19 protein-coding genes are annotated in these 22,999 nt (G+C 72.2%); 8 read left to right on the top strand and 11 right to left on the bottom strand.

What is annotated here, in order from left to right; all coding sequences use genetic code 11:
• Positions 1–14: 14 nt before the first annotated feature.
• The 5 genes from trxB to murJ all read right to left on the bottom strand — a co-directional run bounded on the left by trxB (position 15) and on the right by murJ (position 6,674).
• Entirely contained in the window at positions 15–968 is a 954-nt protein-coding gene (gene trxB / locus JD77_RS11965) for a thioredoxin-disulfide reductase (RefSeq protein WP_145774366.1), read from the bottom strand.
• A gap of 245 nt (positions 969–1,213) precedes the next feature.
• Entirely contained in the window at positions 1,214–2,230 is a 1,017-nt protein-coding gene (locus JD77_RS11960; RefSeq protein WP_145774364.1) for a hypothetical protein, read from the bottom strand.
• Positions 2,227–3,006, bottom strand: coding sequence for an RNA polymerase sigma factor SigM (gene sigM, locus JD77_RS11955; RefSeq protein ID WP_145774363.1), 780 nt, complete (start codon positions 3,004–3,006; stop codon positions 2,227–2,229). Before sigM ends, JD77_RS11960 begins: the two co-directional genes overlap by 4 nt.
• 43 nt (positions 3,007–3,049) lie before the next feature.
• The gene (locus tag JD77_RS11950; RefSeq protein ID WP_145774360.1) at positions 3,050–4,654 is read right to left on the bottom strand and encodes a protein kinase family protein; all 1,605 of its coding nucleotides are present in this window, start codon (positions 4,652–4,654) and stop codon (positions 3,050–3,052) included.
• Positions 4,655–5,102: 448 nt separating this feature from the next.
• Entirely contained in the window at positions 5,103–6,674 is a 1,572-nt protein-coding gene (gene murJ / locus JD77_RS11945) for a murein biosynthesis integral membrane protein MurJ (protein ID WP_387226984.1), read from the bottom strand.
• A gap of 296 nt (positions 6,675–6,970) precedes the next feature.
• Between murJ and JD77_RS11940 the strand changes: the two genes are divergently transcribed.
• On the top strand, positions 6,971–8,431 hold the full coding sequence (locus JD77_RS11940; protein ID WP_145774357.1) for a CCA tRNA nucleotidyltransferase: 1,461 nt from the start codon (positions 6,971–6,973) through the stop codon (positions 8,429–8,431).
• A 67-nt stretch (positions 8,432–8,498) separates the two neighbouring features.
• Here the strand turns inward: JD77_RS11940 and JD77_RS11935 are convergent, their stop codons facing one another.
• Positions 8,499–9,995: a flotillin family protein gene (locus JD77_RS11935; RefSeq protein WP_145774355.1), complete on the bottom strand. Its 1,497-nt coding sequence runs from the start codon at positions 9,993–9,995 to the stop codon at positions 8,499–8,501.
• Between the two features lie 26 nt (positions 9,996–10,021).
• Positions 10,022–10,534 carry an NfeD family protein gene (locus JD77_RS11930; RefSeq protein WP_145774353.1) on the bottom strand — a complete coding sequence of 171 codons (513 nt, stop codon included), beginning with the start codon at positions 10,532–10,534 and terminating at the stop codon, positions 10,022–10,024.
• Between the two features lie 69 nt (positions 10,535–10,603).
• On the opposite strand from JD77_RS11930, the gene JD77_RS34710 reads away from it, so the two are divergent.
• Entirely contained in the window at positions 10,604–10,735 is a 132-nt protein-coding gene (locus tag JD77_RS34710) for a hypothetical protein (RefSeq protein WP_281292097.1), read from the top strand.
• Between the two features lie 7 nt (positions 10,736–10,742).
• A complete protein-coding gene (locus JD77_RS11925) occupies positions 10,743–11,222 on the top strand; it encodes a methylated-DNA--[protein]-cysteine S-methyltransferase (protein WP_145774350.1) in 480 nt (159 codons plus the stop codon).
• Positions 11,223–11,299: 77 nt separating this feature from the next.
• On the opposite strand, the gene JD77_RS11920 is transcribed toward JD77_RS11925, so the two are convergent.
• Both JD77_RS11920 and JD77_RS11915 read right to left on the bottom strand, forming a co-directional pair.
• Complete coding sequence (locus JD77_RS11920) at positions 11,300–12,379, bottom strand: inositol-3-phosphate synthase (protein ID WP_145774348.1); 1,080 nt, start codon at positions 12,377–12,379, stop codon at positions 11,300–11,302.
• A 24-nt stretch (positions 12,380–12,403) separates the two neighbouring features.
• Positions 12,404–13,039 (bottom strand): PadR family transcriptional regulator, encoded by a 636-nt coding sequence (locus JD77_RS11915; RefSeq protein ID WP_145774346.1) that lies wholly within the window; start codon positions 13,037–13,039, stop codon positions 12,404–12,406.
• 175 nt (positions 13,040–13,214) lie between these two features.
• On the opposite strand from JD77_RS11915, the gene JD77_RS11910 reads away from it, so the two are divergent.
• The 3 genes from JD77_RS11910 (at position 13,215) to JD77_RS11900 (ending at position 18,433) form a co-directional block, all read left to right on the top strand.
• Positions 13,215–13,688 (top strand): DUF5318 domain-containing protein, encoded by a 474-nt coding sequence (locus JD77_RS11910; protein ID WP_145774344.1) that lies wholly within the window; start codon positions 13,215–13,217, stop codon positions 13,686–13,688.
• Between the two features lie 191 nt (positions 13,689–13,879).
• Positions 13,880–16,774, top strand: coding sequence for a transglycosylase domain-containing protein (locus tag JD77_RS11905; protein ID WP_145774341.1), 2,895 nt, complete (start codon positions 13,880–13,882; stop codon positions 16,772–16,774).
• Between the two features lie 117 nt (positions 16,775–16,891).
• Positions 16,892–18,433, top strand: coding sequence for a glycosyltransferase family 87 protein (locus tag JD77_RS11900; protein ID WP_145774339.1), 1,542 nt, complete (start codon positions 16,892–16,894; stop codon positions 18,431–18,433).
• Between the two features lie 51 nt (positions 18,434–18,484).
• On the opposite strand, the gene JD77_RS11895 is transcribed toward JD77_RS11900, so the two are convergent.
• A complete protein-coding gene (locus JD77_RS11895; protein WP_145774337.1) occupies positions 18,485–20,623 on the bottom strand; it encodes a hypothetical protein in 2,139 nt (712 codons plus the stop codon).
• Positions 20,620–21,411: a deoxyribonuclease IV gene (locus tag JD77_RS11890; RefSeq protein WP_145774336.1), complete on the bottom strand. Its 792-nt coding sequence runs from the start codon at positions 21,409–21,411 to the stop codon at positions 20,620–20,622. Before JD77_RS11890 ends, JD77_RS11895 begins: the two co-directional genes overlap by 4 nt.
• Positions 21,412–22,066: 655 nt before the next feature.
• Between JD77_RS11890 and rpsF the strand changes: the two genes are divergently transcribed.
• Positions 22,067–22,357 (top strand): 30S ribosomal protein S6, encoded by a 291-nt coding sequence (gene rpsF, locus JD77_RS11885; RefSeq protein WP_076468436.1) that lies wholly within the window; start codon positions 22,067–22,069, stop codon positions 22,355–22,357.
• A gap of 78 nt (positions 22,358–22,435) precedes the next feature.
• Positions 22,436–22,963 carry a single-stranded DNA-binding protein gene (locus JD77_RS11880; RefSeq protein WP_176731587.1) on the top strand — a complete coding sequence of 176 codons (528 nt, stop codon included), beginning with the start codon at positions 22,436–22,438 and terminating at the stop codon, positions 22,961–22,963.
• Positions 22,964–22,999: the final 36 nt, after the last annotated feature.

The following is a 22,999-nucleotide window of genomic DNA, read 5'->3' as shown; positions in this document are numbered from 1 at the left end:
CCACGCGCCGGGGCTCAGCCCGCGATCGTGGCGATGAAGCGCTCGGCGTCCAGGGCGGCCGCACAGCCCGTCCCGGCCGCAGTGATCGCCTGCCGGTACGTGTGGTCCACCACGTCCCCGGCGGCGAACACGCCCGGGATGCTGGTGCGGCTGCTCGGCGCCTGCACCTTCACGTACCCCTCGTCGTCCAGTTCCACCTGGCCGCGGAACAGTTCACTGCGGGGGTCGTGGCCGATCGCCACGAAGACACCGGTCACGTCGAGGACCTTGCTCTCCCCGGTGTGCACGTTGCGCACCCGTACGCCGGAGACCTTGCCGTCGGCGCCGAGGACCTCCTCGACGACCGTGTTCCACTCGACCTTGATTTTGTCGTTGCCCAAAGCCCGTTCAGCCATGATCTTGCTGGCCCGGAAGGAGTCGCGGCGGTGGATGATGGTCACCGAGTCGGCGAACCGGGTGAGGAAGCTGGCCTCCTCCATCGCCGAGTCGCCGCCGCCGACCACCACGATGTGCTGGTTGCGGAAGAAGAAGCCGTCACAGGTCGCGCAGGACGAGACGCCGTGGCCGAGGTACTCCTGCTCGCCCGGCACGCCCAGCGGCCGCCAGGCCGAGCCGGTGGCCAGGATGACGGCCTTGGCCCGGTACGCGGTCTCGCCGACCCAGACGGTGCTGACCGCGTCCGAGCCCACCTCGCCGGTGTCCTTCAACTCGACCCGGGCGACGTCGTCGGTGAGGAACTCGGCACCGAACCGCTCGGCCTGCTTGCGCATGTTGTCCATCAACTCGGGGCCGAGGATGCCGTCCGCGAAGCCGGGGAAGTTCTCCACCTCGGTGGTCGTCATCAGCGCACCGCCGGACTGAACGCCCTCGATGACCAGGGGCTTGAGGTTGGCGCGTGCGGCATAGACCGCCGCCGTGTAACCGGCCGGCCCGGAGCCGATGATGATCAGGTTGCGGACCTCGTCCACTGCCGTCTCCCGATGTGTGTGGTCGCCATCGGCGGGGCGCACCGATGCCGGTCGGAGTGCCGGCGCCGCACGAACGCCGACTACTGACTTGCAGAACGTCATCGTACGAAGTGGGGATTCCCGAGCCGGTCATCCGGTGGGTCACGTCACGTGGAAGGACGTTCCTCGCACCACCCGGCGTCGACCCCGCCGGGCCGGTCACCCCGCTGGTCGCCCTGAGGACGGCCGGCGAGCGAACCGGGACCTCACCCTACCCGTGTGTGGTATCGCGTGTCGGCACCGGACCCCGGTATGCCGCACTCGGGGCCGCTCACCCAGGCCCACCGTTCTCTTGCCGGGTCGACGAAGCGTACGACCAGCGCCGGAGCGCCCTGGAAGCGGGCGTAGTCGACCAGGTCGACGGTGATCGGGCCGGCTCCGTGCTCGGCGCTGACCGCCGCGAGGCAGGCGGCCAGCGCGTCCTGCCCGACGATCCGGTCCAGCCCGCCGACGGCCGGGAGTCGCCCTCCCACGTCGCCCGCCGGCGGCGCCTTCGGGTCCGGCCCCGGGCTGAACGACCCGGTCGGCCCGGCCATCGTCAACGGGCCGCCGGTCAGGGCCTCAGGCGTCCAGTCCGCGCCGCTGTGCAGCGGGGCGACGGTCGTGTGGAACGGGGGGCCGGCGTTCGCCGCTCCGGCGCGTTCGCTGAGGGTCGACGCGTCCTCCCGGGCGCCGGTCCGCACGAGCTGGTTCATCCCGAACCCCACGGCGACCACCGAGGCCGCGGCCAGCGCCACCGGACCGGCGAGCCGGGCCCAGCGTCGCGGTCGCCGACCCGGGCCGGTGCCGGCGGCACGCCCGGCGGTCGGGCGCGTTCCCCCGGGTGCCCGGCGCGAGCCGGGCTGTGCGGGCACCGTGGCCGGGGCGCCGCGCCCGGCCGGGCGATCTGCCTCGTCCGTCCCGTCAGCCGCAGCCGCGCGCCCGGTGCCGTCGACCATGTCCGGATTCTCGTCGCCGGCCGCCGCCGGGCCGGCACCGGCCAGCGCTGCGGCGATCCGGTCGGCCACGGCCAGCGGCATCTCGGGGGCGGGCAGGGCCCAGGCGGCGAGGTCGTCGGAGACCCGGGCCACGGCGGGCGCGAGCGCGTCGCGGGCGTGGGCCCAGGCAGGGTCCTGCTCGACCAGCCGGGCCACGAGCGCCTCGTCCGGCGTGCCGTCCAGCGCGCCGCCGAGGTAGTCGGCGAGCAGGTCGTGGTCGACCTCCCTGAACCCCCCGGCAGTCACGATTCCTCCTGGTTGGCGTCGCGCCGGGAGCGTCCCGACCCCGATCGGACGTCCTGCGTGGGCCGGGGGTTCCCGCGCGTGACGGTGGGCACGTCCCGGCCCCCTTCCGGCGCGCCCGGGGTGTGGTCGGTGCGTAGGTGACCGAGGGCGAGGGCGAGGCGGGCGCGCCCGCGGGCGCAGCGGCTCTTGACCGTCCCCTCCGCCACGCCGAGGATCAGAGCCACCTCGGCCACCGGGTAGCCCTGCACGTCGACCAGGACCAGCGCCGCCCGCTGCTCGACGGGCAGTTCGGCAAGTGCCTGGCGGACCACCAGGGCGGTGTCGTGGTCCTGCGCCGGGGCGGCCGGCTCGACGCCGCCGGTCGACGAACCGCCCTCGGCGCCGTGCGTCCCATCCGGCAGCGGGACGGTCGGGTGCGCCTGCCGGCGGCGGATCCGGTCCAGGCAGGCGTTCACCACGATCCGGTGCAGCCAGGTGGTGACGGCCGAGTCGCCCCGGAAACGGGCCGCCGCGCGGTGGGCGGAGAGCAGCGCGTCCTGGAGGGCGTCCGCCGCCTCCTCGCGGTCGCCGACCGTACGCAGGGCCACCGCCCAGAGCCGGTCCCGGTGCCGGTGGAACAGCTCGGTGAAGGCGTCCCGGTCACCCGCCGCGTGGGCGCGCAGCAGCTCCGCGTCGGTCGGGGCCGTACCCGGCAGCGAGGCGGTGGGTACGGCGACCGGTGCGCCGCCCACGCCGCGCGCCGCCGCGTCGGTCGTCTGCTCGCCGTGGCCGTCCATCACCGCGCCCGCTCGGTGTGGCGCACCGTTCCCGGCCGCCGCTTCACGACCCCTGGACCGTGATCTCCTGGACGCCGATCTGGAAGCCCCGGTCGTTCGCGGGCAGCTCGGTGATCCAGAGCAGCAGGTACTGGTACTTCGCGTCCGCGTTGAACCCGTCGAAGGTCATCCGCGTGCCGTCGTGCTGCTCGAAGGGCTGCCCGATCGGGCTGTTCTTGTAGCTGTTGAACAGCTGCTTGTCGCCCGCCGAGGTGGGCGGCGGGTCGATGGTGCCCGCGAAGAGCTGTGCGGACGCCCCGGTGGCGGAGAGTTCGGCCTGCACGGACTTCACCGTGTGCGGCTCGCCCAGGTCGATCCAGATCCCCATGCCGCGCTTGCGGTTGCCGAACTTCGGCTGGGTGTAGGTGTCGGTCTCCCAGCCCTTGTCCTGGTCGCCGTCGATGACCTTCTCGGCGCCGCCCAGCTCGTCCCGGAGCTGGCTGTCCGGATCGATGATCCGCACGTCGGCGACGGTCAGCTTGCGCACCTGGGCCGGGGGCGGGGCCCCGGTGGCCGGGCCGCTGGTCGCCGGCTTGGCCACCGGCTCGGTCTGCGGGTTCTTGTCGTCCCCGCCGAGCGCGCTGATCCCGATGAGCAGGCCGACCAGTGCGACCGCCAGCAGGCCGGCGATCCCGATCGCCACCTTGCGCCCGCCGACCGACGCCAGCGGCGACGGTTCGTCGCCGGGCTCGGCGGCGAACCGTAGCGGGCCGGTCGGCTCGAGGTAGTGGTCGTCCTCGACGGGGATGTCGAGCCGGGCGAGCTCGGCCGTGAGCACGTCCGACGGCGGCGGGGCGACTCCCACGTCGAGGAGGTCCATGGTGAGGTCGTCGAGGTAGGCCGGCACGCCGGCCCGGACCTGACGGGGGGCCGCGATGGTGCCGCTGCCGTCGCGTACGGCGTCCGGGATCGCGGCGCGGCCGTGTCCGGCCTTGGCGCCGTGCAGCGGAGCCTCGGAATGCGGCCAGTGCCCGGTCAGCGCGAAGTAGAGGATGCCGCCGATCGCCCGGACGTCGTTCTGCTGGCTGTCGGCGCCGTCGGTGCGGGCGTCGGCGAGGACCACGCGGCCCTCGTCGCTGATCATCACTGTGCCGGGGTGGACGTTGCCGTGCACCATGCCCGTGGCGTGTACGGCGGCCAGTGCGCTGGCCACCGCATTGCCGATCGCGGTCGTCCGGCCCGGGTCGAGCGGCCCGTCGGTCACCAGCTCCCGCAGGGACCGGCCGTCGACCCACTCGCGGACGACGTACGCCCGCTCGCCCTCGTCGATCGCGTCGTAGACGCCGACGAGGTTGGGGTGGATGACGCGGCTGGCGGCGACGGCCGCCTGCAGCATCTCGGTGGCGGAGTCGCCACCCGGGTAGCGCAGCACGACCGCGACGGGACGGCGTAGCACGACGTCGACCCCGCGCCAGACCAGCCGGCCCGCACTGTCGTTGTTGATGTGCTCGACCAGTTCGTACCGCTCGGCGAGGATCTCACCGGCCGTGGGAGCACCGAAGGTCATGACGGGCGGAGCGCTCTCCTCCGCCTCCTGACCCTCGCCGACCTGGGTCACCCGTCCTCCCTCGGTGATCGTGTCGATCGATGGACCCGCGCTGCTGGGCATGTGGCTTCCCGCTCTGCCTCTTCAGGTAACGGCTGACAGGGTCGACGCGAGCGCCGGGGTCAGCCGTACCCGTCAGAGCGACCTTACCCGGGTTGCCCGCCTCCCCGACATGTCATCTTCCCGCCGGACCCGGCTGAGGTGCCGGGACTTGCGGCGCTCGTCCGGTTACGACCGTTGTCAGCCACGTTGCTGGCACATGTACTAGCCAATCTAGAGGTTGACCGCAAGTAGTCGTCGCAGGGGCCGAGTCGGTGTGGCGGCCCGGTCGGCGCCGATCGGTTTCCCTCCGAACGGCCCGCCATGCTCGGCCGTACGGATGGTTGTCCACAGGTCCGTACGGCCGCCGAGCGGCGAATCGCGGAGTTATCCACAGGCTCATCCCCAGCGTTGGTGATCCAGGGTGACTCTCCGTACTGGGATGGCACGGCCGGCGCGTCGTGGAAACCGGTCAGCGGCCGAGGCGACGACGGACCATCCCGACCACCTCGGTGATCTCGCCGATCCGCAGCACCATGGCCAGCCCCAGGTACGTCCCCCCGATCACCGCCCCGCCGACGACCAGCCGGACGGCGGCGGCCAACCAGCTCAGGTGGCCCGGGTCGCCGGGCAGCAGGTTGACCACGAGCAGGCCGACCAGGGCGGCCCCGAGCGCGGCCACGACCACCTTGCCCATGGTCCGCATGATCAGACCCAGCCCGATCCGGCCGACCCTCGGCCGCAGCAGCATGGCGGAGGCCACCGCCGCCGCGACGTACGAGATGGCGTTGCCGAGCATCATCCCCGCAGCGGCGAAGGTGGCCGAAAACGCGAGGTAGAGCCCGACCTGCAGCAGCACCCGCAGCGCCACCACCGGAATGTTGATCATCGCCGGCGTCTTGGTGTCCGGCAGCGCGTAGAACGCGAACGTGAAGAGCTGGCTGATCGCGAACGGCACCAGCCCCACCGCGGCGGCCAGCAGCACGACCGAGGTGGCCAGGGCGTTCTCGCCGGTGAAGGCGCCGTACCGGAAGACCACCACGGAGATCGGGCCGGCCAGCACGGCGTAGCAGACCGCGATCGGCGCCAGGACCGCGGTGACCATCCGGGTGCCGCGGGACAGGTCGGCGGTCACGTCGGCGAAACGACCGTCGGCGGCGGCCGCGCTCATCCGCGGCATCAGGGCGGTGATGATCGAGACGGCGATGATGCCGTGCGCCATCATCAGCAGCAGGAAGACGTTGTTGTAGATCAGGAGGCCGGCGCTGTTCTCGCCGGCCGCCCGGGTCAGCAGGTTGACCACCACGAACAGGCCGACCTGGTTGACCGCCACGTAGCAGAACATCCAGGTGCCGAGGTGGGCCAGCTCGCGCAGCCCCAGCCTGCCGAAGTCGAACCGCCACTTCCAGCGGAAGCCGACCTTGCGCAGCGCCGGCAGCAGCCCGGCGGTCTGCACCGCCACGCCGAGCAGCGTGCCGCCGCCGATCAGCAGGATCCGGCCGACGTCCATCTGGTCCGGCTGAAGGGGCTTCGCGCCGAATGTGGCGATGTAGAGCCCGCAGGTGCCGATGACGACCAGGTTGTTCAGGATCGGCGCCCACATCGGCGCGGCGAAGTGGCCCCGCGTGTTCAGCACGGCGGTGACCAACGCGCTGAGGCCCGTGAAGAACAGCATCGGCAGCATCAGGTAGGACAGGTGGTTGACCAGGTCGACGTACGCCTTGTCCTTGCCGCTGGCGTAGATCGCCGTCAGCACCGACGCCGAGGCGGTCGCGATCAGCGCGGCCACGGCGAGCGTGAGCACCCCGAGGGTGAGCAGCCGCTGGGCGTACGCCTCGCCGCGGTCCGGGTCGAGCTTGCGCCGCCGCACCAGCACCGGGACCAGCACGCTGGTCAGCACCCCGCCGAGCAGGAACTCGTACACCTGGTTCGGCAGGAACTGGGCGGTGGTGTAGACGTTGCCGATCAGGTTGCCGAGCGCCGCGCCGATCATCAGGTTGCGGATGAAGCCCGTACCCCGACTGACCAGGCTGCCGATGGCCATCACCGCGCTGTTGGCGGCGGCGCTGGTCTCCGCGACCACCTCCTGCGGCGGCGCGACGGCCTCCGCGGCGGGCTGGTTCAGCGGCTCCGCCGAGATGAAGGTGGCGTCGTCGCCCGGCGGCCGGCCACGACCCTGCGCGGCGTTCGCGCTGCGGTAGAGACCGCCGCTCATCTCCAGCCTCCAGGGGTACGTCGGTGCCGGGCGCAGGCCCGCATCCCCAGACCTTAGTCAACTCCCGGGTGTCAACCGCGCCCGGCGGACCAGTTCCCGAACGGGCCCGATAGTCTGGCGATCCCATGTCCGAGTCCTCCGCTGCCCACGCCGCCGACCGCCGCGAACTCACCGCCGCCCAGCGCAACGCCGTCGCCGAACTGCTCCGCGTCTCCCCGGTCGCCGACGAACTGGGTCGCCGGTTCGCCAAGGCCGGCCACGAGCTGCACCTGGTGGGCGGCTCGGTGCGCGACGCGCTGCTCGGCCGGCTCGGTGAGGACCTCGACTTCTGCACCGACGCCCACCCCGACCAGACCCTGCGGATCGTCCGCGGCTGGGCCGAGTCGGTCTGGGAGACCGGACGCGAGTTCGGCACCATCGGCTGCCAGCGCGACGGGCTGCGGCTGGAGATCACCACGTTCCGCGCCGAGGCGTACGACCAGGTGAGCCGCAACCCGATCGTCGAGTACGGCACCAGCCTCACCGAGGATCTCAGGCGGCGCGACTTCACCATCAACGCGATGGCGGTGAGCGTGCCCGAGCACCGGTTCACCGACCCGCACGGCGGGCTCGACGACCTCGCCGCGAAGGTGATCCGTACCCCCGGCACCCCCGCCGAGTCGTTCCGCGACGACCCGCTGCGGATGCTGCGGGCGGCCCGCTTCGCGGCCCAGCTGCGTTTCGCCGTGCACCGCGACGTGCGCGAGGCGATGACCCGGATGGCCGCCGACCTGGACCGGATCACCGCCGAGCGGATCCGGGACGAGTTCACCAAGCTGCTCTGCGGCGCCGACCCGGTCACCGGGCTGCGGCTGCTGGTCGACACCGGGCTGGCCGACCGCATTCTGCCCGAGCTGATCGGGCTCAAGCTGGAGATCGACGAGCACGCCCAGCACAAGGACGTCTACGAGCACACCCTCACGGTCGTCCGCAACGCGGTGTCGTACGAGACGGACGGCTGCGACTTCATCCTGCGGATGGCCGCGCTCATGCACGACGTCGGCAAGCCGGCCACCAAGGCGGTCGGGTCGGACGGCCGGGTCAGCTTCCACCACCACGAGGTGGTCGGCGCCCGGCTGACCAAGGCCCGGATGAAGGCCCTGCGCTATCCGAAGGACGTCACCTCCCAGGTGGTCAAGCTGGTCGGCCTGCACCTGCGGTTCTACGGGTACGGCCGGGGCGAGTGGACCGACTCGGCGGTGCGTCGGTACGTCACCGACGCCGGTGACCTGCTGCCCCGGCTGCACAAGCTGACCCGCTCGGACTGCACCACCCGCAACCGTCGCAAGGCCGCCCAGCTCGCCGCCGACTACGACGCGCTGGAGGAGCGGATTGCCCGGATCGCGGCGGAGGAGGACCTGGCCCGGGTCCGCCCCGACCTGGACGGCAACGCGATCATGGAGCTGCTCGGCGTGCCGCCGGGGCCGGTCGTGGGGCAAGCCTGGAAGCACCTGAAGGAGCTGCGCCTGGAGCGCGGCCCGCTGGACCGCGACGAGGCCGAGGCGGAGCTGCTCCGCTGGGCCCGCGAGCAGGGCCTGACCGACTGAGACGGGCCCCGAGAGCATTGCGAAGGGCCCCTGCTCAAGCTCTCTGAACAGGGGCCCTCTTCTCACGTCAGGCGTCGACGGCGGGCGGGGCGGCGCCGTTGCGCTGGGCGGCGCCGAGCTTGGCGAGCAGGCCGGCCAGGTCGATGCCCGTCAGGTCGGTGCCGAGCTGGAGGCCCTGCGCCACGTTGCTAGCCACCGACTTCGTCAGCGACGACGCGCCGTCGGTGGAGATCACCGTCATCTTGTCGATCGCGCCGATCGGGGCGCTGGCCGCCTCGACCACCTGCGGCAGCACCCGGACCAGCAGGTCCAGCACCGCGGCCTCCCCGTACGCGGCGAAGGCGTCGGCCTTGCGCGCCATCGCCTCGGCCTCCGCCTGGCCCTTCGCCAGGATGGCCGCGGCCTCGGCCTGGCCCTCCCGCTCGACCGCCTCGGCGATGGCGGTACGCCGGCGCTGCTCGGCCTCGCCCTCCTTGGCGCCCTCGATCGCGTTCGCCTCGGCCAGCGCGGCCCGCCGGGCCCGCTCGCCCTCACCGGTGAGCCGGGCCTGTTCGGCGGCGGCCTGGGCGGCGGCGATCGTGGCCTGCCGCTGGGCGTCGGCGTTGAGCACCGCCGCGTTGCGGGCCGCCTCGGCCTCCTGCTCGACCTTGTACCGGGCCGCGTCGGCGGGCTTGCGCACCTCCGTGTCGAGCTGGCGCTGCTTCAGCTCGGCGTTGCGCTCGGCCACCTTCTGCTGCTCGGAGAGGATCGCCTGGTCCCGCTCGGCCTGGGCGAGCGGCCCGGCCGCCGCCGACTTCGCCTTGGCGGCGTCGATCTCGGCCTGGATGGCGGCCTGCTTCAGCGCCAGGTTCCGGTTCGCCTCGGCGATGGCCCCCTCGGCCAGCAGCCGCTCCTGCTCGGCCTGTTGCCGGGCCCGGGCCTCGGCGATCGAGGCGTCCTTGAGGACCCGCGCCGCCTCCGGCCGCCCCAGGTCCTGCAGGTACGACCCCTCGGCCAGGATGTCCTGGAGCTGGAACGTGTCGAGCACCAGCCCCTGGTTGGTCATCGAGTGCTCGGCCTCCTCGGCCACCGCGCTGGCGAACGCCGCCCGGTCGCGGATGATCTCCTCGACGGTGAGCCGGCCGACGATCGAGCGCAGCGCGCCGGCCAGCACCTCCCGGGTGAAGTTGTCGATCTCGGACTGCTGGTGCAGGAAGCGCTGGGCGGCGGCGCGGATGGCGTCCTCGGTGCCGCCGACCTTGACGATGGCCACGCCGTGCAGTTCGGTGCGGATGCCCTGCTTGCTCACGGCGCCCTTGATCCCGACGTCGATCCGGCGGCTGGACAGGTCCAGCGACTGGAGCTTCTGCACCACCGGCAGGACGAAGACCGACGCGCCGAGGACGACCTTCTGGCCGGACATGTCGGTCGAGCGACCGCCGTCCGCCGTCTGGGTGGTCCGGCCCTTGCGCCCGGTGACGATGAACGCCTCGTTGGGCCCGGCGACCTTGATCCGGGAGAGCACGAACAGGACGAGGACGACGGCGAGGAGGATCGCGCCGCCGATGGCGATGACGAGAGGCATGGATTTTCCGTCTCTGCGGGGGGTTCTCAGTATGTTTCGACGTGCACGCTGGTCTCGCTCAGGGCCTCCACCACGAAGACCCGGGCGCCTACGGCGATCGGTTCGTCGGCGCGGGCGTTGAGCTTCACCGGCTGTCCGGCGACGCGGACGCGTACCTCGCCGTAGCCGCCGACGGGCACCGGCGTCACGACCAGGCCGAGCGCGCCGACGAGGTCGCTGCGGGTCGGGGTGGGGTCGGTGCGCATGTTCCGCGCCGACCGGCTGAGCCGGGCCGCCAGCCACGCCGTGGGCACCGCCGCGAGCGCGCCGCCGGCCACCGCCGCCGCGATCATCCCGGGGGTACGACCGCCGAGCAACTCGTTGACGATCGCCGCCCCGAAGCCGAACGCGCCCGCGAACCCGGCCACCGCCTCGACCGACACGGGCCCGTCGACGTCGGCGTGGCCGAACTGGAGCAGCTCGGTGCCGAGCAGGGCCAGCGCCAGTACGCCGACGCCCGCGCCGCCGATGATGAGGAAGGTGAGGGTGCCCGTGGCCACGACCCGACGGTAACGACGCCGCGCAACGCCTCCGCCGGCGCTCCCGGGGACACCGCCGGTGGCGGACGTGTGTTCCTGGTCCCCGTGTCCGTCGTCGCGGAGTCCGACGAGGCCGTCCCGGTGACCCCGCTCGACGCGGCCGGCAGGCCCCTCGCCGGGGAGACCCTGGTGCCGATCGCCGGGCGGGACCCGGAGGGATAATCGACGGGTGCGCTGGACCGTGCTCGACTCCCCGATCGGCGAGTTCTCCGTGGCGACCGACGACGACGGAGTGTGCGGCGCGCACTTCGGGCGGGTGGAGACGGCGGCCGACACCCCGGTCGACGAGCTGTCCGGGCGGGCGCTGGCGGAGCTGCGGGCGTACTTCGCCGGTGAGCTGACCCGGTTCACGGTGCCGGTGGTGGCGCGCCGGGGCTCGGAGTTCGAGCGCGCGGTCTGGCGGGAGATGACCCGCATCCCGTACGGCGAGACGCTGACCTACGGCGAGGTGGCGAAGGCGGTCGGGGACCCGGGTGCGGCCCGGGCGGTCGGCGTGGCCTGCAACCGCAACCCGATTCCGGTGCTGGTGCCCTGCCACCGGATCGTCGGGGCCGGCGGCAAGCTGGTCGGCTTCGGCGGCGGACTGCCGCGCAAGGTGACGCTGCTGGAGTTGGAAGCGGGCGTGGCGCTGCGCCGCGCCTGGTCCTGACGGTCGATTCGCGCGGCTGACATGCCGTGGGCCGGGTCCAGACGGACCCGGCCCACGGCGGTGCTGCGGTCAGCGGGTCAGCGCTCGACCTCACCGGCGATGAACGCCTCGACGGCGGCGTGCGCCTCGTGGTCGGCGTACTGCACGGGCGGGGACTTCATGAAGTACGACGAGGCCGACAGGATCGGGCCGCCGATCTTCCGGTCCAGGGCGATCTTCGCGGCCCGGACCGCGTCGATGATGACGCCGGCCGAGTTCGGCGAGTCCCACACCTCGAGCTTCAGCTCCGCGTTCAGCGGGGCGTCACCGAAGGAACGGCCCTCCAGGCGGATGTACGCCCACTTGCGGTCGTCCAGCCACGGCACGTGGTCCGACGGGCCGATGTGCACGTCGCTCTTGCTCATCTCGTGCGGGATCTGGGAGGTGACCGACTGGGTCTTCGAGATCTTCTTCGAGACCAGCCGGTTGCGCTCCAGCATGTTCATGAAGTCCATGTTGCCGCCGAAGTTGAGCTGGTACGTGCGCAGCAGCTCGACGCCGCGGTCCTCGAACAGCTTCGCCAGCGCGCGGTGCACGATGGTGGCGCCGACCTGGCTCTTGATGTCGTCGCCGACGATCGGCAGGCCCGCGTCCTCGAACTTCTTCGCCCAGACCGGGTCGGAGGCGATGAAAACGGGCAGGGCGTTGACGAACGCGCAGCCGGCGTCGATCGCGGCCTGGGCGTAGAACTTGTCGGCCTCCTCCGAGCCCACGGGAAGGTAGGAGACGACCACGTCGACCTGGGCGTCGCGCAGCGCCTGGGCCACGTCGACCGGCGCGACGTCCGACTCCTCGATGATCTCGCGGTAGTACTGGCCCAGGCCGTCGAACGTCGGGCCGCGCTGCACGCTCACGCCGGTCGGCGGCACGTCGCACAGCTTGATCGTGTTGTTCTCGCTGGCGACGATCGCCTCCGCGAGGTCCATGCCCACCTTCTTGGCGTCCACGTCGAACGCCGCGACGAACTCCACGTCCGAGACGTGGTAGTCGCCGAAGGTGACGTGCATGAGACCCGGGACGCGGTCGGTCGGGTCGGCGTTCCGGTAGTACTCCACGCCCTGGACGAGCGACGAGGCGCAGTTACCCACACCGACGATGGCGACGCGGACGGAGCCCATAGCGTCTGCCTCCTTCTTCTTTCATCACGGCCGCTCTTTCCTGGACTCTCCAGGCGGAGGCGGGCTTTCGTTTTCTCGGCCGCCGGCCGTCCCGGCTTGGGGGGCCGTCGGGGCCCGGCCGGAGCGCTCGTTGGCGATGAGCTCCTCCAGCCAGCGGACCTCACGCTCACAGGCATCGAGGCCGTGGCGTTGCAGTTCCAGGGTGTACGCGTCGAGGCGTTCGGCCGCGCGGGCCAGCACGTCGCGAAGCCCCTCGCGGCGTTCCTCGATCTTGCGGCGGCGACCCTCCAGTATCCGGAGGCGGGTCGCCTGGTCCGTGCGGGCGAAGAACGCGAAGTGCACGCCGAACCCGGTGTCGTCGTACGTCTCGGGACCGGCCTGCGCGATCAGTTGGGCGAAGCGTTCCTTGCCCTCTGCGGTGATTTTGTAGACCACCCGACCTCGTCGGCTGGTCAGCGCGGGAACCTCCTCGGCGGTCGCGGGTGTCTCGGCGGCTTCGGTTATCCATCCCGCCGCCTGCAGCCGGCGCAGGGTCGGGTAGAGCGAGCCGTAGCTGATCGCCGCCCGGATCGCGCCCAACTTGGCCGCCAACTCCTTGCGGAGCTCGTAGCCGTGCATCGGGGACTCCTGCAGGAGACCGAGGATGGCGAGCTCGAGCACGGGCCACCCCCTCTTACCCCCGACGCGGAGAGGTAACCTCCGCGATGTATCGGTCCGATACATCGCACGTTAGCGGTTCACCCATGATCAAGGCAAACCCCTGTTTTCGGATCCCGGGGGTTACGGAATGTGACGGCGGTCGCCTCGTCGGGCCGGACCGCGTACCCTCTTCGGCATGCGTACGCAGCGCCAGGTCGTCGACTACTCGCTCCGGAAGCGAGCGGTGCTGCGCGAGCTCCTCACCAGTCGGGTGAGCACGCACGACGTGTGCGACGCGTCGCCGTACCTGAAGAACGCCGCCCGGTTCCACGGTGAGCCGACCGAGGAGCGCTGCCCGATCTGCCGCAGCGAGAACCTCGTCCATGTCCACTACATTTACGGCGACGAACTCAAGCAGTCCGCCGGTCAGGCGCGTAACCTGGCCGAGCTGTCCGTCCTGGCGATGACGCTGCGTGAGTTTCAGGTCTTCGTGGTGGAGGTGTGCCTCGGCTGTGAGTGGAACCATCTCGTCGAGCAGTTCCTGCTCGGCCGGGACGGGTTGGCCGGCGGCGCGGAGGGCGGAGTGGAGCAGGACGCGGCCGGAAGCCCGGCTGCCTCGGCCACGGGCGCGGGTTCGGCCGCTCGGCGGAGGCGAGAGGCGCAACGGTGAACGCAGCTGACTCGGTTGGCCCGGGGTGGAGGAGGCGGGACGACCGGCGGCTCTTTGACGTGAATAGTCCAAATGGTCCGGAGACTGCGCGGCCGACCCGGCGGGCCTGGGCGGCTACATCGCGTGTTTCAGCTCACGGCAACCCGGTGGCGACGCAGCCGCGTCCCACCGCGACCGGCAGGGTGTGAGGAATGAACTCGTACGGCGATCCCAGCTCTTCGCGTGGGCGGGCCCAGATCCCGGGTGCCAACGGCGACCCGGGCGCGGGAGCGGCCGACGCCTACCACCGGGGCGGTGACGCCCGCGGCGGCTGGTCAGCAGAGGGTGCGGCACCACCGGGCCGTGCCTCCGTCGCGCCCCGGGGTGCCGCCGCCGGCGGCCGAGCCTCGGTGGGCGGCTCCGCGTCCGTCCCGCCGCGCGGCGCCTCCGGCTCGGCGTCGGTGGGTTCCGCTTCCGTGGGTTCCGCCTCGGTCGGGCGCGCGGGCCCCGGCCGGGCGTCCGTGCCCGTGTCCCCGGCACCGGGCGGGCCCGCGGCCGGTCGTGCCGGCGCGGGCCGGGCGTCCGTGCCCGTGTCGCCCGCGCCGGGCAGCGGGCCGGCCGGGCGTGCCTCGGTCGGCGCCGGCCGGGCGAGCGTGGGCGCCGCGGTCGTGGGCGGGCCTGCCGGCCGGGCCTCCGTGGGCCGGGCCGGGATGGCGTCGGTCCCCGGCGGCGGTGCAGGCGGGCCGGGCGGACCCGGCGGACCGACCGGGCCGGGCCGCGGCGGCCGCCGCGGCGCGGGCGACCCGGACGCCGTCGCGCGGGCGAAGAAACGCCGGCGGGTCAACCTGATGATCGCGAGCCTCGCGGTGTTCATCATGCTCGCCGGCATCGGCGTCGTCGGCTTCACCTACTACTCCACGACGGTCGTCCTGCCCGAGCAGGTGCCGATGCCGCTGTCCACCACCGTGTACGCCAAGGACAACAAGACCGTCCTGGCCAAGCTCGGCACCCAGAACCGCCAGCTCGTCAAGATCGACGACATCCCGCAGTGGGTGCAGGACGCGGTGGCCGCCGCCGAGGACCGGAACTTCTACCGGCACTCCGGCGTCGACTACAAGGGCATCGCCCGGGCCGCCTGGAACAACTTCACCGGCGGCGACAAGCAGGGCGCGTCGACCATCACCCAGCAGTACGCCCGCAACGCCTACGACAACCTGAAGGACGACACGTACGCCCGGAAGGTGAAGGAGGCGATCCTCGCCTCCAAGCTGAACGACAAGTACTCCAAGCCCGAGATCATGGAGCACTACCTCAACGTGATCTACTTCGGGCGCGGCGCGTACGGCATCGAGGCGGCGGCGCAGACCTACTTCGGGGTACCGACCAAGAAGCTCACCGTCGCCCAGGCGGCCGTGCTCGCCGCGCTGATCAAGCAGCCGGTCGCGAGCGAGACCCACAAGGGGTACGACCCGGCGGTCAACCCGACCGACGCCAAGGCGCGGTGGACGTACGTGCTCGACGGCATGGTCGCCGAGGGCTGGCTCAACGCGCCGAACCGGCCGCAGCGGCCCACCGACGACCAGTACCCGAAGACGCTGAGCCCGAAGGACGCCGGCTCGGCCGCCTTCGGCGTGAAGACCCCGCGTGGCAATGTCATCAACTACGTCCGCGAGGAGATGGAGCAGATGGGCATCTGCACCAACTCCGGGGCGGCCGGAAAGATCAGCTGCGTCGACGCGCTGCGCGACGGCGGCTACCGGATCCAGACCACGATCGACCCGAAGCTCCAGACCGCCGCGGAGAACACCGCGATGCGGGCCAAGAAGAACTCGGAGCTCGCCGACCAGCCGAAGAACCTGATGGCGGCGGTGGTCTCGATCGACCCGAAGAACGGCCGGGTCCTGGCCTACTACGGCGGCGACAGCGGCGCGGACTTCGACTACGCCGGCAAGAACACCGACGCCAGCGGCAACATCACCGGCGGCCACCCCCCCGGTTCGTCGTTCAAGGTCTACACGCTGGCCGCCGCCATCAACGCCGGCATCTCCGTGAAGTCGCACTGGGACGCCACGCCGTTCAAGCCGAAGGGCTTCAAGAACCCGGTGCAGAACGCCGGTCGGGACGTGAGCAAGACCTGCGGCAAGTGGTGCACGTTGGAGTCTTCGACCATCCAGTCGTACAACGTGCCGTTCTTCCACGTCAGCGAGAAGATCGGGCCGGACAAGGTGGTGGACATGGCCCGGCAGGCGGGCATCACCACCATGTGGACCACCTCCGACAACCCGCCGAAGGCGGTCGACCTGACCAAGAAGAAGGGCGCGGACGTCGCGCCCGCGCCCTTCTACCACGTGATCGGCTACGGCCAGTACCCGGTGACCGTGCTCGACCACGCCAACGGCCTCGCCACGCTCGCCAACGACGGCAAGTACAACAAGGCCCACTTCGTGCTCAAGGTCGAGCAGCAGGACCAGGACACCGGCAAGTGGAAGGTCATCGACGGCGAGAAGCTCAGCCCGCAGCAGCGCATCCGGAAGGACGTCGCGAACGAGGTCACCGGCGTCCTCAAGCAGATCGCCGCGCCGAACGGCCGGTCGCTGGAGAACGGCCGGGAGGTGGCGGCCAAGACGGGCACCTGGGAGAAGTACGACAGCAGGCACAACGCCCACGCCTGGATGGTCGGCTACACCCCGCAGCTCGCCACCGCCGTCTGGGTGGGCAGCCGGGACCCGAAGAAGCCGGAGATCATCGACAAGAACGGCAACGACATCGGCGGCTCCAAGCTGCCGGGCGCCATCTGGCAGCGGTACATGAACGCGGCGCTGGACGGCAAGGACAAGGAGAGCCTGCCGTCGGTCACGGGCGTGGGTGACCAGGACGCCGGCAACGGCACCCAGCCGCCCCCGCCGCCGCCGACGCCGGGACGGAACTGCGGGCCGCTGGACATCTTCGGGTGCCCGCAGAACCCGAACAACCCCGGCGGCAACCAGGGCGGCAACCAGGGCGGCCCGGGCGGCGGAACCGGTGGCCCCGACAACCCGCCCGGTCCCCGGGACGGCGGGCAGGGCGGCGGGCTGCTGCCCACCACAGCGCCCCGCGCCCGGGACTAGCGACGCCCAGCCTCATCCCGAACGGCGGTCGGACCCTGCGTCCGGCCGCCGTTCGCGGTTACTGATGGGGCGGCGTCTGCTCGTCCAGCCGGCCGACGTACGGCAGGATGCATTTCCATGAGCAGCCAGTCGACGGCCGGCATCGACGACGCCGGGGGCAACGACCACCCGTCACGTTCCGACGGATTCGTCCGCGGCGCGTCCGAGGCGATCGGTGGCCCCGTCGGCGACCACGCGGTGGCCCTCGACCGCCCCGCCGGCCGGGACCGACGGTTCTGGACGGCCGCCCGGATCGTCCTGGCCCTGGCGTGCCTGACCCTCGCGCTGCACTGGGTGCAGAAGTCGCCCTGCCAGGACGGCGCCTGGCAGAACAACGCGCAGTACACCCGGATGTGCTACACCGACGTGCTGGCGCTCTACTACGCGGAGGGGCTCAACGAGGGCAAGGTCCCGTACCGGGACCACCCGGTGGAATATCCGGTGCTCACCGGCTACTTCATGGGTGCGCTCGGCCTGCCGGTGCACGCCCTCGGCAGCCGGGATCCCCAGATCAACCAGGGCCAGTGGTTCTACAATCTGAACGCGCTCACCCTCAGCGCGCTCGCCGTCGCCACCGCCGCGGTGATCCTCGCCCTGCGCCGGCGACGGCCCTGGGACGCCGCCCTCTTCGCGCTGGCGCCCGCGCTGTTCCTGACCGCCACGGTCAACTGGGACTTCCTCGCCATCGGGCTGGCCGCCTTCGGGCTCGCGGCCTGGGCGAGACGCCGGCCGGCGGTGGCCGGGGTGCTGCTCGGGTTGGCCGGCGCCGCGAAGATGTGGCCGCTGTTCCTGCTCGGGCCGATCCTGGTGCTCGCGCTGCGGGCCAACAAGCTCCGTGCCGCGCTGACCGCGCTGGGCACCGCCGCGGTCGCCCTGGTGGCGGTGAACCTGCCGGTGGCGGTTTCCTACCGCGACAACTGGGACCGCTTCTTCGAGCTGAACACCACCCGACCGATCGACTGGGGCACCCTCTGGTACATCGGGCGGTACCTGGACGGCAGGGTGAACACCGGCGCGCCCGGTGATCAGGGGCCGTTCCAGTGGCTGAACGCCAACACTCCCGCCCTGAACCACCTCTCGTACGCCCTCTTCGTCCTGGCGTGCCTCGGCGTGGCCGCGCTGGTCCTGGTGGCGCCCCGCCGGCCCCGACTGGCCCAGCTCTGTTTCCTGGTGGTCGCCGCGTTCCTGATCTTCAGCAAGGTCTGGTCGCAGCAGTTCGTGCTCTGGCTGCTGCCGCTGGCGGTGCTCGCCCGACCCCGGTGGGGTGCCTTCCTCGCCTGGCAGTTGGCCGAGGTCTGCTACTTCGCCGCCTTCTACGGCGAGTTGCTCGGCGCGTCCACCGGGCGGCCGGTCTTTCCCGAGGGGGTCTTCGTCCTCGCGTCGTCGTTGCGGCTCGGCACGGTGGTGCTGCTCTGCGTGCTGGTGATCAGGGACATCCTGCGGCCCGAGCGGGACGTCGTGCGGCACACGTACGCCGACGACCCGGACGGCGGGGTGCTGGACGGTGCCTTGGACGCGCCCTGGTACCTCCGCCTCCGGGAACTGGCGGCCGGCGCAGTGGCCAGGCCGGCCCCCCGAGCGTCCGAGCCCGTCCGGCGAGGGGCGGTGCCGGCGGCCTGACGGCGGGGACCGGCGACCGGCACGCCGGGACCGTCGGCCCCCCGGACGTCCTCACCGCGGGATGTGGAAGACCACCGCGTTCTCGATCTGTTCGCGGGTGATTCCGAGCGTGTCGACCGGGGCGTCGATCGTCGTCTCCCACGGCGTGCCGGCGATCTGGTTCCGCAGCAGCACCACGTTGCGTACGCCGAGATCGCGCAGGTAGGTGACGCTGGCCTGGCTCGGGAAGGTCTCGGTGACCTGACGGATCTCGGCCTGCCGGACGGGGGTGAAGCCGCTGCCGCCGTTGACGACGTCCTGGAACCGGCTGGTCGACCAGAGCATCACCGGCTGGTCGAGGTTCTGGCTGCTCGGCAGCACCAGCGTCGGGCCGTCCACCAGTCGCATCGCGGCGGGCTGGGCCGGCACCACCGGGTGCGGCGTCGTGTTCAGCCCCTCGGCGATCACGAGCAGCAGCGGCAGCACGGTGGCCAGCCGCAGCCACGGGCCGGGCCACGGCGGCACCCGCTCGGCGGCGAGTTCGCGTACCCGGACGGCGAAGGCGCTGACCGCGCCGGCGGCGAGCAGGCCGAGCAGGAGCGTCGTCCATAGCATCATCCGGCCGGGGGTGCGCAGCCCGTTCCACCCCGGCAGGTACTCGAACAGCAGGCCGTACGTGAAGGTGCCGCCGAAGAACCGGGTGCCCATCGCGAGTACGGCGGTCACCAGCACCCCGGCCAGCAGCAGCAGGCGGTGCCGCACCCGCCAGACGGAGAAGAACAGCCCGCCCGCGGCGAGCGCGTACAGCACGAAGCCGGGCAGCAGGGTCATCTCCGGGTGCCAGGGCAGCGCCGCCCGGGCGCCCTCGTGCAGGCTGCCCCAGACCCGCGACTCGGCGGGAGCGGTGAAGAAGCCCGAGAACGGCGGGGAGTAGACGCCGATGTCGTCGAGGGTCCGTGCCGCGTTCGGGTGCAGCTCGGCGACCTTGAAGTAGGGAACGGCCAGCAGCCCGCCCACCCCGGCGAAGAGCGCCGCGCCGAGCACGTCGGCGATGACGAGCCGGGCCCCGAACGGCCGCCGGACCGGCCGGCGCCGGACGAACCAGACCACCGTGGCGACCAGCGTCGCCCCCGCCAGGACGTACGCGAACGGCAACCCGACGCCGAAGCCCAGGCTGAGCTGCCACGCCGCCACGAGCCACCCGGCGTACGCCCAGCCGGCGCGCCGCCGCTCCGGGCGGTAGCCGTGCCGCAGCGACCAGCCGTGGCCCCTGGCCAGCATCGCCAGTGCCAGCGGAATGCCGCCGTTGGAGACCACGTGCAGGTGCCCGGCCTGGGCGAGCAGCCACGGGGCGTACGCGTAGCTGGCCCCGGCCACCGCCGCGCCAGCCCGGCCGGCGCCGAGCTGCCGCGCCAGCGCGTACGCGCCGAGCGTCGCCAGCGCGTGGGCCAGCACGAACATGATGTTGTAGCGCAGCACCGCGGCCTCGGGGCCGGCCCCGATCATGCCGGCCGGCGCGTAGCCCAGCAGCGTGTCCGAGAAGGCAAAGCTCCACGGCTCGGGGAAGAAGGTGTTGGAGTGCCACAGCTGCGCCGGATCGGTCAGCAGGATGTGCCCCGACCAGGCCATCTGCCAGGCCTGGAGGCTCGGGTCCCAGTAGTCCTGCGGCAGCGTGTAGAGCGGGTAGCGCAGCGTCGGCCAGGTGAGCGCGACGGCCAGCGCCAGCGCGGCGAGCACGGCCAGCGTCCACTCGTGGACGAGGAACCGGCCCACCGCGCGCAGCACCCGACGCACCCGCCCGGGCACGGGCTCGGGCGTCGGGGCGAACGCCTGCCACGGATCCGCCTTGTCCGCGTCGGTGTCCTTCGCGCCATCGCCGCTCTTTCGGGCGTCGGCGGTCTTGCCGCTACCGGTCTTTCCGTCACCGCCGGTCTTCCCGGCGTCGGCGTCCTCTCCACCGGGGCCGGTCTTCTCGGGGCCGCTCTGCTCGCCGTCGGTGGCCTTCGCGGCGTCGGCGGCCTCCTCGACCCCGGGCCTCGGCGCGGCGGCGTCCGTGCGGGCCGCCGCCGTCTCGGCGGTCCTCCCGCCGGGCGTCCTCCCCCCGTCGGCGCCCTCGGCGGCTCCGGGGGGCCCCGGCTCCTCACCCGCCGGGGCGGCCGGCTGTTGCTGGACCGTCTCCTTGCCGGTCGTGCCGGACTGGTCGGTCGTCATGCGGCCGAACTCCCCACCCCGAGCCGCTCGCGCAGGAAGGCGATGTCGCCGCCCTGACCGTCCGCCCCGCCCGGGGTCTCCACGATCACCGGCGCGCCCGCCGCCCGGATCACGGCCACCACCAGATCCGGGTCGATCGTGCCGCCCGCGAGGTTGTCGTGCCGGTCCCGGCCCGAGCCGAACCCGTCCTTGGAGTTGTTGGCGTGCACCAGGTCGATCCGCCCGGTGATCGCCTTGACCCGGTCGACCAGGTCGAGCAGCTCCTCGCCGCCCGCGTGGGCGTGGCAGGTGTCCAGGCAGAAGCCCACCTCGTACTCGCCGACGGCGTCCCAGAGCCGGGCCAGCGCGTCGAGGCGTCGGGCGCAGGCGTTGTCGCCGCCGGCGGTGTTCTCGATCAGCACCGGCAGGGCGAAGCCGCCGGAGTCCGCCGCGTACGCGAACGTCTTGCGCCAGTTGTCGAACCCGATCGCCAGGTCGTCGCCCGCGTTGACGTGGCCGCCGTGCACGATCAGGCCCTTCGCGCCGATCTCGGCGGCTGCGGTGGCGTGGCCGAGGAGCAGCTTGCGGCTCGGGATCCGGATCCGGTTGTTGAGTGTCGCCACGTTGATGACGTACGGCGCGTGGACGTAGAGGTCGACCTCGGCCGAGCGCAGCCGCTCGGCGTCCTTCCGCGGTGTCGGGGCCTTCCAGCCCTGCGGGTCGGAGAGGAAGAACTGCACGGCCTCGGCCGCCCGGGCGGCCGCCTCCGACAGCGGGTCGGCGGGATCGACGTGGGCTCCGATACGCATGCAGGCGAGCCTACGTCCCGGGGCCGACGCCCGGTGTGCCGGTGGGGCCGGGTGAGGGTGTCCCCATCCGGCGACGAGCCGGTGCGGCCGGCGGGCGTCACCGCGGGCCGGGCGCGGTCGTTGACCGGGTGGGATCGACGGCCAGCTCTCGGCGCGCGGACCACGACGCGCGTCGGGCCCAGGCCGGCGGAGCGGCGGGACGCCCGGCGCGCGGCCCGGCGCGGCGGGGGCCCTTCCGGCGCTCGACCACCCAGGGATATCGCCACAGAATGTCGGGGGAAAGTTCCGTTTTCGCCCACATGTGACGAGAGCCGTAGTACCGTCAGATAACAACGCAACAAAGCTCCGCGGGGCGTCTCCGGTCCAACCTCATCGGTGTGGTCGTTCCTCCCCAGGTCCCACCCAAGGAATGCGGACGGGACGCCCCGCGGCCTCGTGGCCGGGGCCCGGGTCCGACGCGCGCCGTCGGTCCGGGCCCCCGGCGTCGCTTGCGCGGGGGCCCCGCGAACCTGCCGGGGCATGATCGTCAGGGCCGGGTATCCTGGTCCGGTTGTCCGCGTCCGGCCGGGTTCCCCCGTCCCCGGAGCGGGCCACGACGCACGACCTCCTGCCACGGAAGGACCGTGGCCGCTAGCCCACAGGAGGTGAGCACGTCTTGCGTCATTACGAGATCATGGTGATCCTCGACCCCAGCCTCGAGGAGCGCACCGTCGCCCCGTCGCTCGACACGTACCTGAACGTGATCCGGACCGCGGGTGGCTCGGTGGAGAAGACCGACGTGTGGGGCCGCCGGCGCCTCGCGTACGAAATCAACAAGAAGGCCGAGGGCATCTACGCCGTTATCGACCTGCAGGCGACGCCCGCGGCGGTAGCCGAGCTGGACCGTCAGCTGCGGCTCAACGAGTCCGTGCTGCGCACCAAGGTCATCCGGCCGGAGATGCGCTAAGCATCCACACCCGGTTCACCCGGACCAGCCTCATCGACGCTGTCAGAGGGCTCTGAGAGCCTGTACGGCGAACGATGAGTGCGCGAGGAGATGGTCATGGCAGGAGACACCACCATCACGGTCATCGGCAATCTGACCGATGACCCCGAGTTGCGGTTCACCCCCTCCGGGGCCGCGGTCGCCAAGTTCCGGGTCGCCTCGACGCCCCGGTTCATGGACAAGGCGTCCGGCGAGTGGAAGGACGGCGAGCCGTTGTTCCTCTCGTGCACCGTCTGGCGGCAGGCCGCCGAGCACGTCGCCGAGTCGCTGCAGCGCGGCGCCCGCGTGATCGTGTCGGGCCGGCTGCGTCAGCGGTCGTACGAGACCCGCGAGGGTGAGAAGCGCACCGTCATCGAGCTCGAGGTCGACGAGATCGGCCCATCGCTGCGCTACGCCACGGCGAAGGTGCAGAAGATGTCCCGCTCCGGCGGCGGTGGCGGTGGCTTCGGCGGCGGTGGTGGCCAGGGCGGCGGAGGCAACTTCGACGACCCCTGGGCCTCGGCCGCTCCGGCACCCTCGCGCGGTGGTTCGGGTGGCGGAAACTTCGACGAGGAGCCCCCGTTCTAATGGCGCCGAGCGCCCGCGATCGCAAACCAGGAGCAA

It is taken from the genome of Micromonospora olivasterospora (assembly GCF_007830265.1).
Classification (GTDB): Bacteria; Actinomycetota; Actinomycetes; order Mycobacteriales; family Micromonosporaceae; genus Micromonospora; species Micromonospora olivasterospora.
The sequence above is the reverse complement of the archived record's forward strand: the minus strand, read 5'-3'. Positions and strand labels throughout refer to the sequence as shown.